The 16942-nt window shown below is 62.5% G+C and carries 12 protein-coding genes and 2 tRNA genes; 4 read left to right on the top strand and 10 right to left on the bottom strand.

The window, feature by feature from the left end; all coding sequences use genetic code 11:
* The first annotated feature begins 126 nt into the window (after positions 1 to 126).
* A complete protein-coding gene (locus Q7V20_RS07500) occupies positions 127 to 897 on the top strand; it encodes an oxepin-CoA hydrolase, alternative type (protein ID WP_304788762.1) in 771 nt (256 codons plus the stop codon).
* Here Q7V20_RS07500 and Q7V20_RS07495 read toward each other — a convergent pair.
* From Q7V20_RS07495 to hrpA, 5 genes are all read right to left on the bottom strand, one after another.
* Entirely contained in the window at positions 878 to 1549 is a 672-nt protein-coding gene (locus Q7V20_RS07495; protein WP_304788760.1) for a hypothetical protein, read from the bottom strand. The genes Q7V20_RS07500 and Q7V20_RS07495 overlap by 20 nt on opposite strands.
* Before the next feature lie 123 nt (positions 1550 to 1672).
* Positions 1673 to 1749, bottom strand: a tRNA-Arg gene (locus tag Q7V20_RS07490).
* A 225-nt stretch (positions 1750 to 1974) separates the two neighbouring features.
* Positions 1975 to 2051: transfer RNA gene (locus Q7V20_RS07485), tRNA-Pro, on the bottom strand.
* A gap of 25 nt (positions 2052 to 2076) precedes the next feature.
* The gene (locus Q7V20_RS07480; protein WP_304788758.1) at positions 2077 to 2550 is read right to left on the bottom strand and encodes a hypothetical protein; all 474 of its coding nucleotides are present in this window, start codon (positions 2548 to 2550) and stop codon (positions 2077 to 2079) included.
* A 288-nt stretch (positions 2551 to 2838) separates the two neighbouring features.
* On the bottom strand, positions 2839 to 6801 hold the full coding sequence (hrpA, locus tag Q7V20_RS07475; protein ID WP_304788755.1) for an ATP-dependent RNA helicase HrpA: 3963 nt from the start codon (positions 6799 to 6801) through the stop codon (positions 2839 to 2841).
* 54 nt (positions 6802 to 6855) lie between these two features.
* Here hrpA and argA point away from each other — a divergent pair, with 54 nt between their 5' ends.
* On the top strand, positions 6856 to 8235 hold the full coding sequence (gene argA / locus Q7V20_RS07470; RefSeq protein WP_304788753.1) for an amino-acid N-acetyltransferase: 1380 nt from the start codon (positions 6856 to 6858) through the stop codon (positions 8233 to 8235).
* 30 nt (positions 8236 to 8265) lie between these two features.
* On the opposite strand, the gene Q7V20_RS07465 is transcribed toward argA, so the two are convergent.
* On the bottom strand, positions 8266 to 8982 hold the full coding sequence (locus tag Q7V20_RS07465; protein ID WP_304788751.1) for a hypothetical protein: 717 nt from the start codon (positions 8980 to 8982) through the stop codon (positions 8266 to 8268).
* Between the two features lie 166 nt (positions 8983 to 9148).
* Between Q7V20_RS07465 and Q7V20_RS07460 the strand changes: the two genes are divergently transcribed.
* Positions 9149 to 9421, top strand: coding sequence for an oxidative damage protection protein (locus Q7V20_RS07460; RefSeq protein ID WP_290659268.1), 273 nt, complete (start codon positions 9149 to 9151; stop codon positions 9419 to 9421).
* Positions 9422 to 9518: 97 nt separating this feature from the next.
* Positions 9519 to 10694, top strand: a complete 1176-nt coding sequence (locus Q7V20_RS07455; protein WP_304788747.1) for an SGNH/GDSL hydrolase family protein — start codon at positions 9519 to 9521, stop codon at positions 10692 to 10694.
* A 7-nt stretch (positions 10695 to 10701) separates the two neighbouring features.
* On the opposite strand, the gene Q7V20_RS07450 is transcribed toward Q7V20_RS07455, so the two are convergent.
* The 4 genes from Q7V20_RS07450 to Q7V20_RS07435 form a co-directional block, all read right to left on the bottom strand.
* Positions 10702 to 11658 (bottom strand): alpha-E domain-containing protein, encoded by a 957-nt coding sequence (locus Q7V20_RS07450; protein ID WP_304788746.1) that lies wholly within the window; start codon positions 11656 to 11658, stop codon positions 10702 to 10704.
* A 130-nt stretch (positions 11659 to 11788) separates the two neighbouring features.
* Positions 11789 to 13222 carry a circularly permuted type 2 ATP-grasp protein gene (locus Q7V20_RS07445; RefSeq protein WP_304788744.1) on the bottom strand — a complete coding sequence of 478 codons (1434 nt, stop codon included), beginning with the start codon at positions 13220 to 13222 and terminating at the stop codon, positions 11789 to 11791.
* 137 nt (positions 13223 to 13359) lie between these two features.
* Complete coding sequence (locus Q7V20_RS07440; protein WP_304788743.1) at positions 13360 to 14313, bottom strand: transglutaminase family protein; 954 nt, start codon at positions 14311 to 14313, stop codon at positions 13360 to 13362.
* On the bottom strand, positions 14310 to 16913 hold the full coding sequence (locus Q7V20_RS07435) for a circularly permuted type 2 ATP-grasp protein (protein WP_304788740.1): 2604 nt from the start codon (positions 16911 to 16913) through the stop codon (positions 14310 to 14312). Before Q7V20_RS07435 ends, Q7V20_RS07440 begins: the two co-directional genes overlap by 4 nt.
* Positions 16914 to 16942 lie beyond the last annotated feature (29 nt).

Here is a 16942-nt window from a genome sequence, read left to right as displayed (position 1 = left end):
TGTTGAATTTATTCATATCGGTGCATGCGAGGCCCAAGATTTCACTCTAGCATGAAGCCCAACGCTTCCATGCCGTGGGAAGCACCTGAACTTCCCCGCTATTCGTTACCGATTACCAAAAACTGAATGACCACTGAACTGCAAACCGAACGCATCGGGGCCACTCAAATCATGACCATGGTGGGTCCCGCCACGCGAAACGCCTTGTCGCCGCAGGTTTACGCGGCCGGGATCGAGACACTCACTGTGGCCGAATCCAATGATGATGTGCGCGCAGTGATTCTGACCGGTGCTGGCAATCATTTTTGCGGCGGCGGCGATCTGCGGCGTTTAACCCACAACCGCCAACACGATCTGCCCAAGGTGGCCGAGCACATCGATGCCTTCCACCAATGGATCGAAGCGCTGCGCAGTTTTCCCAAGCCCGTGATTGCCGCGGTGGAAGGCGTGGCCGCGGGTGGCGGCCTGTCATTGGTACTGGCGTGTGATCTGGTGGTGGCGGCCGAGAATGCGCGGTTTGTGTCGGCCTACAGCCAGGTGGGCCTTTCACCTGACGGCGGCGCCACTTGGCACCTTGCCCGCGCGTTGGGGCGAGGCCCTGCCCTGCAACTGCTGTGGCAAAGCACCCCCATCTCGGCTCAACAAATGGCGCACTGGGGCGTGGTGCATCAGGTCGCACCGGCCGGCACCGTGCTGCAGCAAGCCCTGGCCTGGGCAGAGCAACTGGCTCAAGCCCCTGCAGAGGTGCTGAACAGCATCAAGGAGTTGGTTAACGAGGCGCCTGCCCAGACACTGCGCCAGCAACTGGACGCCGAAAAACAACATTTCATGGTCAACCTGCTTCGGCCTGAAGCTGTTCAAGCCATTGAGAAGTTTCTCAACCGTTCGATGAACTGAGCGCAGCGGCCCTCAGGCTGCGGGTTGCCTGTGAGCACAAACGCCCCACGGCGTGCAACTGAGCTTCTTCCAGGGGCTGACCTGGCATGCGGATGGTCAGGCGGCCACGGTTGACGGTGACCACCATCGTCAAGGCATCTGTCCACCAAGTGGTGGCAGCATCTTCGAGCACCGCCAGCAGGCTGTCGTCCAGCCAACGGCGAGCCACCGTCTCCGCATTGGACAGCACCACAAAACGTTTGGAAAAAACCACGGGCTCACTCAATGCCACGCGCGGATGCATGGGCAGCCAGCGCATTTCATCGGGCAAGGTGTTATCGACCTGGGTTTGCATCGCGTTGGTGAAACTGCTGAAGACCTCGGTCTCCAGCGCATGCGCCAAAACTCGGCTGATCACCAGGATCTGCACATCGGGGGGCAACTTGGTTTCGCTGCGGAACCGCAGTTCCTTGCCTTTGATGTAGGAGCGTTGTGAGGAGCCCCACTCCACTCGCCAACCTTCGTCCTCGGCCTGGACCACATGGCCGCCTCCGTCCTTGTCGCGCACGGTTTTGTAGGCATGGCCCTCGGCCTTGGCCCAGGCGGACAACACCTGCCCCTCGTCGCCCTTGGAGGAGCCGGGTGCAATCATGCGCTTGATGGATGCAAACATGCTGGTCAGCGAAACGCCGGATGAGAATTTTGAAAGGTCACAAGGTACTGCGTCCATTCTGCATGGGTTCGCCTCACATGAATGACCATGTTTTCACCACCCAACGCCCCACCAACAAAATACTGGCCTGTCCGGAGGGACTCGAACCCCCGACCTATTGCTTAGAAGGCAATTGCTCTATCCAGTTGAGCTACGGACAGCCGAAGACCGATTTTACGGCCTGGCGCGCGGGCCTCTCAGCCCAAGGCACTTTGCCAAGGTTACAAAACTTACTGAACAGCGATCGCGCATTTTGCATGGCGACAGATCGAGGCGTGAATATTTCACACCGCTTCGGCTGCCTTGCTCAAATCGCATCACAGCGATGATGTCAGGCCCATGAAAAAAGCCAGCAGATCATCAAATCTGCTGGCTTGTTCAAACTTTGGTCGGGGCGGTGGGATTCGAACTCACGACCCTCTGCTCCCAAAGCAGATGCGCTACCAGGCTGCGCTACGCCCCGACAAGAATCAGATTATAGCCTGAAATCAGGGTGCCACCGATGCAACGGTCGCAACAGGGCAGGTTGGCGACGACAAATAGCTGGCCGTGAACGACTGCATGCGCACCATCGTGTTCGCGGGCAACTTCAAAGCCGCCAGCGCGGTGCTGGGCACCAAGCCAAAACCGACCGTCTCGGAGACCCATGACTTGCGGTTGTCTCGCAGGGTGATGGTGCCGCGCACATTGCCCGTGAAACTGGCCGGATCATCGCAACGACCCGTGTAGTTCTGGGTCAGGGCCGTGCCTGTTCCCATCGCCAGCGTGCAACGGGGATTCATCTTCGAAAAGGTGGTGAAAATGGCAGCCGGTGTACCGACGGAGGCCGCATTCAAAGACGTGATACAGACGGTGGTGGTGGTGCGCGTCTTGGCTAGATTCAAGGTTGTGAGCGCTTGCGCCTTCAATGGCGCAGGCAAGGTGCTCACCACCTGAGCCTGGTACTTGGTCATCAGATCCACAGAATCCACGCCATTCAACATCACCCTGCCATCAGTCGACCATAGACCGGTGACAGAAACGGTTTGTGCCTGAACAGCACCACCAGCCAGACCAAACACCAGGCCGGACGCGGCCAAAACCCAACGACGCACTTGCACACTTCTATCCACGACGAACTCCAAACCATTGATGGGCAAATCACCCGACATACGAATTCTGAGGCGCCCAAACTCTAACGCGCATTTGAAGGTGACCATTCGTAACGATCGTTGAAAAGACCGTTACAGACTCAGCTCCCCCTGCGGGCCTCAATTCGTGATTTGTGACCAGGTTTTCTCAAGCCGCTTGATGCTCACGGGCTGCGGTGTTCGCAGCTCTTGCGCAAAAAGACTGACTCGCAATTCTTCAAGAAGCCAGCGGAATTCATCGGTCCGCGCGTCCACCACGCCCTTGAGATCGGCCAAACGGCGCGTGTAGCGCTGCTCCAGCGGTCGCAGTTCGGCCAGGCGCTGGGCATCGCGCGCGGGGTCACCGCGCAACTTGTCCAGCCGCAATGTGATGGCCTTGAGGTAACGCGACATATGTTGCAATTGCGAATACGGCGTCAGGACCACAAAACGCTTGGGCATGAGGCGCTGAAGCTGTGCGGCGATGTCGTCATGCACCTCTTTGGGTGGCTTGGCGTCCTTGAGCTTGCGCACGGCCGCAGCGTAGTCCACCAGCACGGTGCCCGCCAGGCGCGCCACTTCCTGGGCGATCAGGTTCAGTCGCGTTCGGCCTTCTTCAACCCGAGCCTTGAAACTGGCGGCGTTGGTGGGCAAGGGGTCGAGCAAGAAGGCGCGGTCCAGCGCCAGGTCAATGATCTGCTCGCGCAATTCGTCAGACGTGCCCAGGCTCATGTAGGCCATGGCCATCTTCTGCAGATCCGGGATGTTCTTCTCCAGGTACTTGAGGGGCTCCTTGATCTGCAGGGCAACCAGGCGGCGCAGGCCCGCGCGGTGCTTGAGGGCCGCGACTTCGGGCTCGTCAAACACTTCGATCTCAACGTGCGCGCCCTTGTCAATCAAAGCCGGGAAACCGATCAAGGTGTGGCCTCCACGCTGAATCTCCATCAGCTCTGGCAACTCGCCGAAGGACCAGTCGGTCAAGGGTTGCGGCGGCTTGGCTTTGGGGACGTTGCCAGCCACCGCCGTTGAACCAGGGGCTTTGCCGACACGCGCTGGTGATGCCGATGCCCCGGCCGCCGCACCCCGATCATCTGCCTGGGTCGCGTCCACACCCGACACCACTGACTGCGCCTTGAGCGCGGCCAAAGCCTGAAACGCGCCACGCGCTTCGTGGCCCAGATCGGCCTTGAGCGCGGCCAGGTTGCGGCCTATGCCCAACTGGCGGCCATGCTCGTCCACCACCAGGTAGTTCATGAACAGGTGGGGTGACAGCAGTTCGAGCTTGAAGTCGGCACGTTTGATATCGAGCTGCGTCTTGTCGCGCACGGCCTTGAGCAAGGCGTCCAGCATGCCGCCCTGTGCGAAGGTGGCTGACTGCACGAAGGCTTCGGCGAAATCGGGCAAGGGCACCAGGCGGGCACGCGGCTTTTGATGCAGGCTTTTCAGCAAGGCCAGCACCTTGTCTTTCAACATGCCGGGCACCAGCCATTCGCCACGGTCTTCACCGACCTGGTTGAGCGCAAAGATGGGCACGGTCACGGTCACGCCGTCGCGGGCATCGCCGGGTTCGTGCAAATAGGCGGTAGCGCAATCGATGCCCCCCAGGCGCACCGTCTTGGGAAAGGCGCTGCTGGTGATGCCGGCGGCCTCGTGGCGCATCAGCTCTTCACGCGTGAGGTGCAGCAGCTTGGGTTGCTCACGGCTGGCGTGGCGGTACCAGCGCTCGAAGGTGGCACCGGAGACCACTTCTGGCGGAATCTGCGCTTCGTAGAAAGCGGCGATCAGCTCGTCATCGACCAACACATCTTGTCGGCGCGACTTGTGTTCCAGCGCTTCGACCTGCGCGATCAGCTTGTGGTTGTGGGCCTGGAACGGCAGGCGCGTTTCCCACTCGCCATTGACCAGCGCCTCACGGATGAAGATCTCGCGAGCCATCACAGGATCAACCAGGCCGTAGTTGATGCGCTTGTTGCTGTAGATGACCAGGCCATACAAGGTGGCGCGTTCCAGCGCGACGACCTCGGCGGCTTTCTTTTCCCAATGGGGCTCCAGCATCTGCTTTTTCAGCAGGTGGGCGCCCAGTTGCGTGACCCAGGGCAGTTCAATGTTGGCGATGCCCCGGCCATACAGCTTGGTGGTCTCGACCAGTTCGGCAGCGAGGATCCAGCGCCCGGGTTTTTTGGACAGGTTGGCGCCAGGGTGCTTCCAGAACTTGATGCCGCGTGCGCCCAGGTACCACTCTTCGTCTTCGCTCTTGCAACCCAGGTTGCCCAGCAGGCCGGCCAGCAGCGAGCAATGCACCTGCTCGTACGTGGCGGGGCTGCCGTTGAGGCGCCAGTTGTGCTCGGCCACCACGGTGTGCAGTTGCGTGTAGACGTCTTTCCACTCGCGCACGCGGCGCGGGTTGATGAAGTGTTCGCGCAGCAGTTGCTCGTATTTGCGGTGGCTGAGCTTGTGTTGCTCAGGGGCGCCGGGGGCGTGGTGGCCGTGGCCTCCCCGCCCTTCGTCCAGCCACTTCCACAGCTTGAGCGTGCCCATGAACTCGGACTTCTCGTCGTCGAACTTCTTGTGCTTTTCGTCGGCCGCCTGCTGGTGCTCGATGGGGCGGTCGCGCACATCCTGCACGCTCAATGATGAGGCGATGACCAGCATCTCGGCCAGGGCCTGGCGGTCCTTGGCTTCCAGGATCATGCGGCCCACGCGTGGGTCCAGCGGCAGACGCGCCAGGGTCTGCCCCAGGGGTGTGATCTCGTTGGCCTCGTCCACCGCGCCCAGTTCGTTGAGCAACTGGTAGCCGTCGGCAATGGCTTTGCGCAAGGGCGGCTCGATGAAGGGGAAATCATCGACCAGGCCCAGGTGCAGCGACTTCATCCGCAGGATCACGCCGGCCAGCGAGCTTCGCAGGATCTCGGGGTCGGTGAACTTGGGGCGGCCGTTGAAGTCTTTCTCGTCGTAGAGGCGGATGCAGATGCCGTTGGCCACGCGGCCGCAGCGCCCTGCCCGCTGGTTGGCCGACGACTGGCTGATCGGCTCGACCTGCAACTGCTCGACCTTGTTGCGAAAGCTGTAGCGCTTGACGCGCGCCAGGCCGGCATCGATCACGTAGCGGATGCCGGGCACGGTCAGCGAGGTTTCGGCCACGTTGGTGGCCAGCACGACACGACGCGCGCCGCCAGTGCGGAAGACTTCGTCCTGCTCTTGCTGGCTCAGGCGCGCAAACAATGGCAGGATGTTGGCCACCATGCGCTGGTTGGCCATGTGCTTGCGCAGTTGGTCGGCGGCTTCGCGGATCTCACGCTCGCCGGGCAGGAAGACGAGGATGTCGCCGCTGCCTTCGCGCCAGAGTTCGTCCACCGCGTCGGTGATGGCCTCGTTCAAGCCGTAGTCGCGGCTGTCTTCAAAGGGGCGCCAGCGTTGCTCGACCGGGAAGAGACGGCCCGAGACCATGATGACCGGGGCGGGGCCTTTGCTGGAGGCGAAATGCTGCGCAAAGCGGTCGGCATCGATGGTGGCCGAGGTGACGATGATCTTCAGATCGGGCCGGCGCGGCAGCAACTGGCGCAGGTAGCCCAGCAGGAAGTCGATGTTCAGGCTGCGCTCGTGGGCCTCGTCGATGATGATGGTGTCGTAGGCGCGCAGCAGCGGATCAGACTGCGTTTCGGCCAACAAAATGCCGTCGGTCATCAGCTTGACGGACGCACCCGGCTGCAAGCGGTCTTGAAACCGCACCTTGTAGCCCACCACTTCGCCCAGCGGCGTGTTCAGCTCTTCGGCGATGCGCTTGGCCACGCTGGACGCAGCGATGCGGCGAGGCTGCGTGTGGCCGATCTGCTGGGCACGCTGACCCGGCACGCGCGGCTGCCCCCAACCACCCCGGCCCATGCTGAGCGCGATCTTGGGCAGTTGCGTGGTCTTGCCCGAGCCCGTTTCGCCACACACGATGATGACCTGGTGCTCGCGCAGCGCGGCTTCGATGTCGGCGCGTTTGCCGCTGACGGGCAGCGATTCGGGGAAGGTGATGGGGGGCAGCAAGGGAATGGGCGCTCTGGTCGGGACAGGAACGGGATTATCTGTCGCCCGAGCGCCGTCCAATGCCCGTACCATTGCAACTGACGTTCCCTCCCTCTAGAAAAAAGCGCTCGACCGCTGCCCGCCTTCATGGACCTGGTATTCCCCCACACCTTCGTGCCCTGGTTTCGCTCCGTGGCACCACACATCCATGCGCACCGCGGCAAAACCTTCGTCGTGGGGCTGTCGGGTGAGCTGATCGCCGCCGGCAAGCTGGAAAGCTTTGTGCAAGACCTGGCGCTGATGCACGCCATGGGGATCAAGATCGTGCTGGCCCACGGTTTCCGCCCGCAACTTGAAGAGCAACTGCGCGCCAAGGGCCAGGAATCCAAATTCAGCCATGGCATGCGCATCACCGATTCGGTGGCGCTGGACTGCGCGCAAGAGGCCGCTGGCCAGTTGCGCTACGAAATCGAAGCCGCGTTTTCGCTGGGTCTGCCCAACACGCCCATGGCCGGGGCCTCGGTCAGCGTCATCTCCGGCAATTTCGTCACGGCACGCCCCGTGGGCATCGTGGACGGCGTGGACTTCATGCACACCGGCCTGGTCCGCAAGATAGACGCCATGCCGGTGCGGCGCGCCATCGACACCGGGGCCATGGTGATGCTGTCGCCCTTTGGGTTCTCGCACACCGGCGAGGCCTTCAATCTGAGCATGGAAGACGTGGCCACCAGCGCCGCGATCGCCCTGCAGGCCGACAAGCTGATTTTTGTGACCGAAGTGCGCGGCATCTTGCAAAGCGTGGTGCAGGCCCCCGACAAAGCGGTAGAACTGGAAGCCACGCAAAACAACGACGACGAGATCGATCAGGAGCTGGCGCTGGCCGATGCCAAACGCCTGGTGGCCACCCTGCCCAACCCCATGCAGCCCACCGACACGGCCTTCTACCTGCAGCACGCCGTCAAGGCCAGCGAAGGTGGGGTCGAGCGCGTGCACATCATCCCGTTCAAGGTCGATGGCGCCCTGCTGATGGAGGTGTTCACCCACGATGGCGTGGGCACCATGATCGTGGATGAGAAGCTGGAAAGCCTGCGCGAGGCCACGCCCGATGACGTGGGCGGCATCCTGCAACTGATCGAGCCTTTCGAGCAAGACGGCACGCTGGTCAAGCGCAGCCGCACCGAGATCGAACGCGATGTGTCGCAGTACACCGTGATCGAACACGACGGCGTGATCTTTGGCTGCGCCGCCCTGCACGCCTACCCGGAGTCAGGCACCGCAGAAATGGCCGCCTTGACCGTGTCACCCAATGTGCAAGGCCAGGGCGACGGCGAGCGCATCCTCAAGCGCATCGAGCAACGTGCCCGCGCCATGGGCGTGTCATCGCTGTTCGTGCTGACCACGCGAACCATGCACTGGTTCATCAAGCGCGGCTTTGCCCCGGTCGACCCTGCCTGGTTGCCCGAAGCGCGCAAGCGCCACTACAAGTGGGACCGGCGCTCGCAGGTGCTGGTCAAGCCGCTCAAGTAGCCAGGCTCAAGGCCCGCGGGCCTGGGCAACTCAGTTTCCGATGAAGGTTCTGAAGCCATCGGGACAGCGGCCATGGCGGCTCACCACGACATCTGGCAAGGCTTGGCCAGGTTGAAGATACTGGTTGACCTGCGTGGCCACCTCCAGATCAAGCCGCTTCTGCATCGCATCGGTGGTGCTCTCGCGGGTCACACCGCCGAGGTCTTTCGGCAAAGCCACGGACAGCTTCTGAGTGAAGGCGCTCAGGATCAAACGGGACTGGGACACACAAGCGGGCCGTTGGGTCTTGTCCACCATGGCCACATAGGTGCCACCATATTGGGTCGCCAGGCTGGCCACAGGCCCGACGATGGCATCGCAATCGTTGCCGGCAGACTTGCCGATTTTGCCAAGGTGCGTGCCCGGGCCCAAGCTGCCCCCCACCCGAACCCGCAAGGGCCCATCGTCGCCTTTCTGACCATGCACCAACCAGATCGGCGTGCTGACGCTTTGCTTGAAGATCGAAAAACTGTCACCGCTGCAAGCAGTGTTGCCCGGGCGCTCGGCGTCTACCTGGGTATCGGCCAGAGGCCCGGTGAGCAGGCAACTCAGGCCCAGCTCGCCATTGGGCGCCGCGCTCAAACCACAGTTTGGGTTGACTGGCGCGAGCATCGCCCGGGTGGGCGCTGATGGGGGCGCCGAAGAACAAGCGGCCATGGCGAGGCACACACCCAGCATGCTCAGGGCGCTCCATGAATCACATTTCATCCAAAGTCTCCTGATGGGATCTTCATATCGTTCCATGAAAATCACCCTGATTTTTGGGTGCCCATGAGCTTTACCAACAGCCCCATGGTTGAACAGACGCCGCCAATCCTCGTACCATTGGAGGTTGCGCGAGAATCGCCCCCACTTTTTCCTGGAAATCAGACCCATGGCACGCACCATTCAATGCACCCACCTCAAAAAAGAAGCCGAAGGCATGGACTACGCGCCCTACCCCGGCGAGTTGGGCAAGCGCATTTACAACGAGGTCAGCAAGGAAGCCTGGCAAATGTGGCTCAAGCATCAGACCATGCTGGTCAATGAAAACCGCCTGAACCTGGCCGACGCACGGGCACGCCAATACCTGGCACGCCAGATGGAGCAGTTCTTCTTTGGTGGTGGTGGCGACCAGGTGCAAGGCTACGTGCCACCTGCTCAGTGAACACCCACCAAGGTGTCGCCAAAAGCCGAGCTTGACCGCTCGGCTTTTTTCGTTCTGGAAGGTAACATTGTCAAAAATTGACTCACCCAAGGACGAAATGAAGCTCACCATCAGCACATTGGCAGCCTGGATGTTCCCGGCCGCAAGCTTGATCGCATCGACCGGCGCGCTGGCGCAGCAACTGCAACTACCGCCGCTGGCACTGGCGATCACGGGCCAGGCCAGCAGCGTTGTTCTCACGCCAGCCACCGCCTACCTCGTGGGCGCAAGTCCCCTGGTTTGGAACACCATCCTTGGCGCTTTTGGCCCCACCGTGAAGCCCTATTCCGAAGGGCTGCGCATGTTGACCATCAAGCAAGCCATCCGCTTGCGGCCTGTGCCCCTGGCCCCCACGCCACCGGCAGAGGTTTTCGCCAACAGCTACACCCAGGCCATCTCGTTCGGTGACAGCATGAGTGACACCGGCAACCTGGCCGACAGCCTGGAACACCACGGAGGCCGTGCCATGCCCGACGCGCCCAGCAAGCGTGGGCGATTCTCGGATGGCGTCGTGGTGATCGAGGCCATGACCAATGCGCTGAACATTCCCTTGGTGAACTACGCCTTTGCCGGAGCCCGCTCGGGCCACAACAACCTGATGCCGGTCTATGGCATGCAGCAAGGCATGCTCAAGCAGATCCAGGATTTTCTGGACAACCAGCCCAGCCCTCAAACACCCGTGGATGGCCATGCCTTGTATGTGTTGTGGACCGGCCCGGACGATTACTACGCGGATGGCAACATCTTCAACAAGCTCACCACCTACCAGATCGCCAACCACGTCAACGAAGGCATGACCAAGTTGTACAAGCGTGGCGCACGCCACTTCTTTGTGCCACAGATGCCCGACCTGAGCATCACGCCTTCCGCGCACGATCACAACAAGACCCTGAGCAACTACCTGGTCAATGCCAAGGCGCGCAGCGCCGAGTTCGCCACCGTGCTGACCAGCACACTCAAAGCTTTTGCCAGGAAGTACCCGCAGGCCCGCGTGCACACCTTCGAGACCTACACCTACTCGCAGGTGCGCATGGCTCAAGCTGCAGCTGAGGGCAACAACGTGACGGAGCCTTGCTATACCCCGGTGTTTCCGGGCGTGCCCGGCCCGGTGTGCGCCAACCCCGACAAATACCTGTTCTGGGACACCAACCATCCCACCGCCGCAGGCTCAACCGTCATCGGCACGGACTTCGCCAAGGCCTTGGTGAACAACCCACCACTGCCTTCACGCTGAAACCGCATCACTCCGGCATCAGGAAATCACGACTGATGCCATAGCCCAGGTCACCCACGCGGTCCAGGAACTGCGTGAGGTAGGCGTGCAGGCCAGTGGCCAGGATTTCGTCGATCCGACCGTATTGCAGGTCGGCACGCAGGCGGCCCGCACGGCGCAGGGTGTCGTCGCTTTGATCGTTGGCCACGGCGCGCAGATTGCTGACCACTTCGTTCATGCTGGCCAGCAAAGACCGGGGCATGTCGGGGCGCAGGATGAGCAGCTCGGCCACTTTCTCCGGCCGGATCACATTGCGATAAACCTTGCGGTAAACCTCGAAGGCCGAGACGCTGCGCAGCACGGCCGACCAGTGGTAGAAATCAACTTCCTTGGACTCATTGCCAACGCCTGAGCCGAAAAATTCGGTGTCCAGGCTGTGGAACTTCACGTCCAGCAAACGCGCCGTGTTGTCTGACCTTTCCAGGAAGGTGCCAATGCGCTGGAAGTGGAAAGACTCGTCCTGCAGCATGGTGCCGAGCGTGACCCCGCGCGACAGGTGCGAGCGGAACTTGACCCACTCGAACAATTCGGCCGGGTCTTTCTTGAGCGCACCCGTGCTCAGCAGGCGATTGAACTCCAGCCAGGTCTGGTTGGTGGTCTCCCAGACCTCGGTGGTCAGGGCACCGCGCACGGCGCGCGCATTTTCACGCGCAGCCCTCAGGCAACTCAGGATGCTGGACGGGTTGTTGGCATCGCTGACCATGAAGCTCATGACATCACGCGCGGTGATCTTGTCAAAACGCTTCTGGTACTCCGCGCTCAACTCGCTGATGCCCAGCAAGCCCTTCCAGCCCTGCATCGCCGAGGCGTCGGACTGGGGCAAAAGCGACGTCTGGTAATTGACATCGAGCAGGCGGGCTGTGTTTTCAGCCCGCTCCATGTAGCGGGCCATCCAGAAGAGGTGGTCGGCGGTGCGAGAAAGCATTCGAGACTCCGTGTGTGGAGTGTGGAGGTTCAGACGTGGTTCCAGCCGGTCGGCCGGGGTGCTGTCGTCTGGTGGTTCGGGGGGCTGACTTTGAGCGCGAGAGCCGTCGTAACGCATGGTGGGATCCTCCTCATGCTTCCAGAACCCATGTGTCCTTGGTGCCACCGCCTTGTGAGCTGTTGACGACCAGGGAGCCTTCTTTCAGGGCCACGCGGGTGAGCCCACCAGGCACCATCTGAACGGTCTTGCCTGACAGCACAAAAGGCCGCAGGTCGATGTGGCGAGGCGCGATGCCCGACTCCACGAACGTGGGGCAGGTGGACAGCGACAAGGTGGGCTGCGCGATGTAGTTGCTGGGGTTGGCCAGCAGCTGTTGGCGGAACTCTTCGATCTCGGCCGTGGTGGACGCCGGGCCCACCAACATGCCGTAACCGCCCGCGCCGTGGACTTCCTTGACGACCAGATCCTTCAGGTTGTCGAGCACGTACTTGAGGTCGTTCTTGTCGCGGCCCAAAAAGGTCGGTACGTTTTGCAGAATCGGTTTCTCGCCCAGGTAGAACTCGATCATCTTGGGCACATAGGGGTAGATCGACTTGTCATCGGCGATGCCAGTGCCGATGGCGTTGGCCAGGGTGACGTTGCCGGCACGGTAAGCGCGCAGCAAGCCGGGCACACCCAGGGTTGAATCCTTGCGGAAAACCTCCGGGTCCATGAAGTCATCATCGACACGTCGGTAGATGACGTCCACGCGTTGCGGGCCACGCGTGGTGCGCATGTAGACGAAGTCGTCCTTGACGAACATGTCGGCGCCTTCGACCAGCTCGATGCCCATCTGCTGCGCCAGGAAAGCATGCTCGAAGTAGGCCGAGTTGTGCATGCCCGGGGTCAACACCACGGCCGTGGGTTCGTTGACCGAAGCGGGGGCCACGGACCGCAGGGTGTCGAGCAGCAAATCGGGGTAGTGCGCGACCGGGGCGATGCGGTGCTCCGAGAACAGCTCCGGGAACAGGCGCATGGTCATCTTGCGGTTTTCAAGCATGTAGCTCACACCGCTGGGCACGCGCAGGTTGTCTTCCAGCACGTAGTAGGTGCCCGAGCCATCTGGGTTGCAGGCACGCACGATGTCGATGCCGGAGATGATGGAGTAGATGCCGCCCGGCACCTTCAAGCCCATCATTTCCTTGCGGAACTGCGCGTTGTTGAGCACGGGCTCAGGCGGGATGACGCCGGCCTTGAGGATTTCTTGGCCGTGGTACACGTCTTCCAGGAATCGGTTCAAGGCGGTCACACGCTGGCGCAAGCCTTTTTCCATCTCGCGCCATTCATCGGCCGGGATGATGCGTGGGATCAGGTCGAAGGGGATCAGCCGCTCATTGCCAGCCCCCGTTTCGTCCTTGTCGCCATACACCGCGAAGGTGATGCCGACCCGGCGGAAAATCATCTCGGCCTCTTCGCGGCGTGATCGCATCACGTCGCGGGGCTGCTTGGCCAACCAGCGGTCATAGACCTGGTAATGGTCGCGCACTTGGGCGCTGTTGACGTGCATTTCGTCGAAGAATCTCATTGACTTCGTCCCGTCAGGGAGTCCCTTGAAAACAGCGGTCTGACAAAGTAATGCATGGAGTGTGCCAACCCTTGGAGGCGGGGCTCAGGCATGGCACAGCTTTCGGGCGGCAAGCCACATCTCGGTGCAATATCGTTCTATTTTGGTGCTTGCGTCAACTCTTTGAGACCCTCTTTCACCAAGCGCGTCGTGACGCGCACCAACAAGGTGTGTTTTCCACCCCCACGGATGACGCCGCGCAAGGGGGTGACGTCGCCGAAATCGCGGCCGTGGGCCACCCGAACGTGGTGCGTGTCGGGCACGCAATCGTTGGTGGGATCCAGATCCAGCCAATCGCCAGCGGGCAGCCCCAAGCCGGGGCACCACACGCTGACCCAAGCATGGGAGGCATCGGCGCCCACCAGTGGCGCCTGACCTTCGGGCGGCAAGGTCAGCAAGTAACCGCTGACGTAACGCCCCGCCAATCCACAGGCCCGCAGGCATCCCAGCATGAGGTGCGCAAAGTCCTGGCACACACCCTTGCGCTGGTCGAAAACCGCCAGGATCGGGGTGGAAATGTCGGTGGATGCTGGCGCGTAGGTGAAGTCCGCGTGGATGCGGTTCATCAGCTCGATGACGGCTTCGGCCAAGGGGCGATCGTCCTTCAAGGACTGGGCACCATAGTCGCGCAGCTCGTCGTGCGTTGGCACGTAGGGGGAGGCGTAGGCGAACTCGCTGGCGCTCTGAAAAGGTGCCTCCGCGCGGTAGGTGAGCAACTCGCGCACCTCACCACAGGTGGCGCCTTTGGCCGGGTCCAAGCCCTGGTAACGGGCCCTCACCTGCACCTGGCTGCGGGCCACCACCTTCAGTTCCTTGTGCGCCGCGTTGATGGCGAAATACGCGCGGCTGTTGCCAAAGGCATCTCGGCGCGTGCTGTGCTGCGCAGGCAAGGGGCTGACGCTCATCTCGAACTGTTCAAGCACCTGGCCTTCGTCGGACAGGGGCCGAAGGCAGGCGATGTGCTGGGCCATGTCCACCGCGCGGGCATAGCGGTACAGGGTCTCATGCTCGACGGTCAGGCGTTGGGCGGAAACAGTCAGATCGGTCGTCACGCGCTCACCATCTGTTCGGTCGGTTCCGAGTGGGCAAAGTAACGTCGGCCCAACTCGTCGGACAAGAGCCAGCCTGCGTGCGTCAGGCGCTGCGCCAGGACCTGCAAGGCGGCGTTGCCCAGCTCGGGTTCGCACAGCTCTTCCAATGTTACGCCCACGCCTTCCTGGGGCAACAAGGCCAACAGGTCTTCCTTGGGGCCCGCACGGTCGGGCAGCTTGCCCAGCTCGGTGCGCAAGCGGCGCAGCACACAGGCCATAGAACGCGGATTGGTTTCGTCGATCACCAGCATGGCCAGCAAGGCCGGCAGCTCCAGGCGACGCTGGAAGCGCGCGCGGAACGTGATGGCGCTGTCAAACAGCATGAGCAACAAGTCAAAGCCCTGCGGCGTGTGCATGGCTTCACGCTGCCAGAAAGCCTGCAGGATGCCGGCATAGCTGACCAAGCGCTCGAGCAACCTGCCCACGGTGAGCAGGCGCCAGCCAGCGTCGCGGGTCATGCGGTCAGTTTGCGAGCCGGTGACGGCGGCCAATTGCATGGCCAGGTGGTCGAGTGCTTCGCGGACATTCACCAGGTCGGGCAAGTTGTCGGCCTCGTCTTCGTCTTCAAGGTCGGGCTGGTCGCCGCTTTCGGGGCCCAGCAAACGTTGGCGGAAGTTGTCACCCAATGCGCGCAGCAGCCGCCAATGCTCGGGCGACAAACGTTCGCGCAGCGCTTGTGCCGAGCGCTCAAGCGCGCCCAGGTTGTAGGCCAGGCTGTGGGCGCCCTGCTCGGCCCGGGCATCACCCAGCGCCTCGACGGTGGCGCGCTCGAACACGCGCGGTGATTTGGTCAGGCTGGGCGTGCCCTCTGGCACCAGGCCATTGATGCGGGCCAGGTCGGACAGGGCCTCCAGCACGGCGGGGTCGGTCTCGTCGTCATCGGCCAGCACACTGGACAAGCCTTGCACCAGGCGAAGCTGGAACTCGGTGCGCTCGGTGTAGCGGCCCATCCAGAACAGGCTTTCGCCCATGCGGCTGGCCACGGGGCGCTGGCGCTGCACCAGGTCTTCCACATGCAGCGACTGGTGCAGCATCGAGAACGTGTCCACCGGCCCATCGGTGATGACCCAGGTGTCCAGGCTGCTGCCGCCCAATTGCATGGACACGGGGCCCGAGTCTCGCGTGGCGATGCGGGTCATGCCGCCGGGCAACACTTGCCAGCCGCCTTTGCCATCGGCCAGGGCGTAGACCCGCAACGAGGCGCCGCGCATGCTGCACTGCCCTTGCGACCACACCGGCAACTGCGCGTAAGGCACAAAGTTCTGAAGGGTGTAGGCGGCACGGTCACGCTCGATGCGCGCGCTCCAGGCCTTGAGCGCCGCCGCGTCCAGGGTGGGACCGACCACGGCATCGAAGGGCATGCTGCCAAAAGGATAGGTGGGGCGGATGACCTGTTCGCCCAGGTCGGCCTTGACATCCTGCCAGGCCGCGCGCTCGCCGCACCACCAGGTGGGCAATGAGGGCAGCATCAACTCCTTGCCCAGCAGGTGGCGCGACAAGGCTGGCAGGAAGCCATGCACGGCGGGCGATTCCAGGAAGCCCGTGCCCAGGGCATTGGCCATGACCACATTGCCCGCCCGCACGGCCTGCATCAAACCCGGCACGCCCAAAGTGGAATCACTGCGAAGCTCCAGGGGATCGCAATAGTCGTCATCCAGGCGGCGCAGCAGGCCATGGATGGGCTCCAGGCCCTGCACCGTCTTGAGGTACAGGCGTTCATCGCGCACGGTCAGGTCGCCACCTTCCACCAGGGGCAGGCCCAGGTAACGCGCGAGGTAGGCGTGCTCGAAATAGGTTTCGTTGTAGGGGCCTGGGGTGAGCAGGGCCAGGCGTGGCGACTGGCCATTGGCGCAAGGCTCGGCCAGAGTCTGCAAGGTCTCGAGCAGGCGGCGAAAACCACTGGCCAGGTGCTGCACGCTCATGGCGCGGAACGCATCGGGGAACAGGCGCGAGACGATCAGGCGGTTCTGCATGACGTAACCCAGGCCGGACGGGGCCTCGGTGCGCTGCGACACCACCCACCAGGCGCCATCAGGCGCGCGCACCATGTCGAAGGCCACCACGTGCAGGTACACGCCCCCCAGCGGCTTGACACCATGCAGGCCGCGCAGGTAACCTGGGTGCCCCAGCACCAAGGCCGCTGGCAGGTAGGCATCCTTGAGCAGCTTTTGCTCGCCATACACATCGGCCGCGATCTGGTTGAGCAGGCTGGCGCGCTGGGCCGCGCCTTGTTCGATCAAACGCCAATCCTGGGGTTCGATCAAGCGGGGCAAGACCTCCAGGGACCAGGGGCGCGATGCCGCCCCCTGCGCGCCATAAATGTTGTAAGTGACACCGTCTTCCTGGATCTGCCTGGCCAGCAAGGCTTGCCGCTGGCCCAAGTCATCCAGGGAGCCGCCCAGGTGGCCTGCAAAGGCCTCCCAGCCTGGGCGAAGTTGGCCATCGGCATCACGAAGATCGTCGTAATGCCCGGCCTCTACCGGCCGCGCTCGGCGCAGCAGTGCCTCAGCGGCAGTTGGCTGATCCGGGTCATCGTCAAACAACTGCAAGGAGGATGGCATTGGGAGGCAATGAAAAGGGCAGCTTGGCG

The organism is Aquabacterium sp. (genome assembly GCF_030652515.1).
GTDB lineage: Bacteria > Pseudomonadota > Gammaproteobacteria > Burkholderiales > Burkholderiaceae_C > Aquabacterium.
Note: the sequence above shows the minus strand (reverse complement) of the source record. Positions and strands in the feature narration are given on the sequence as shown.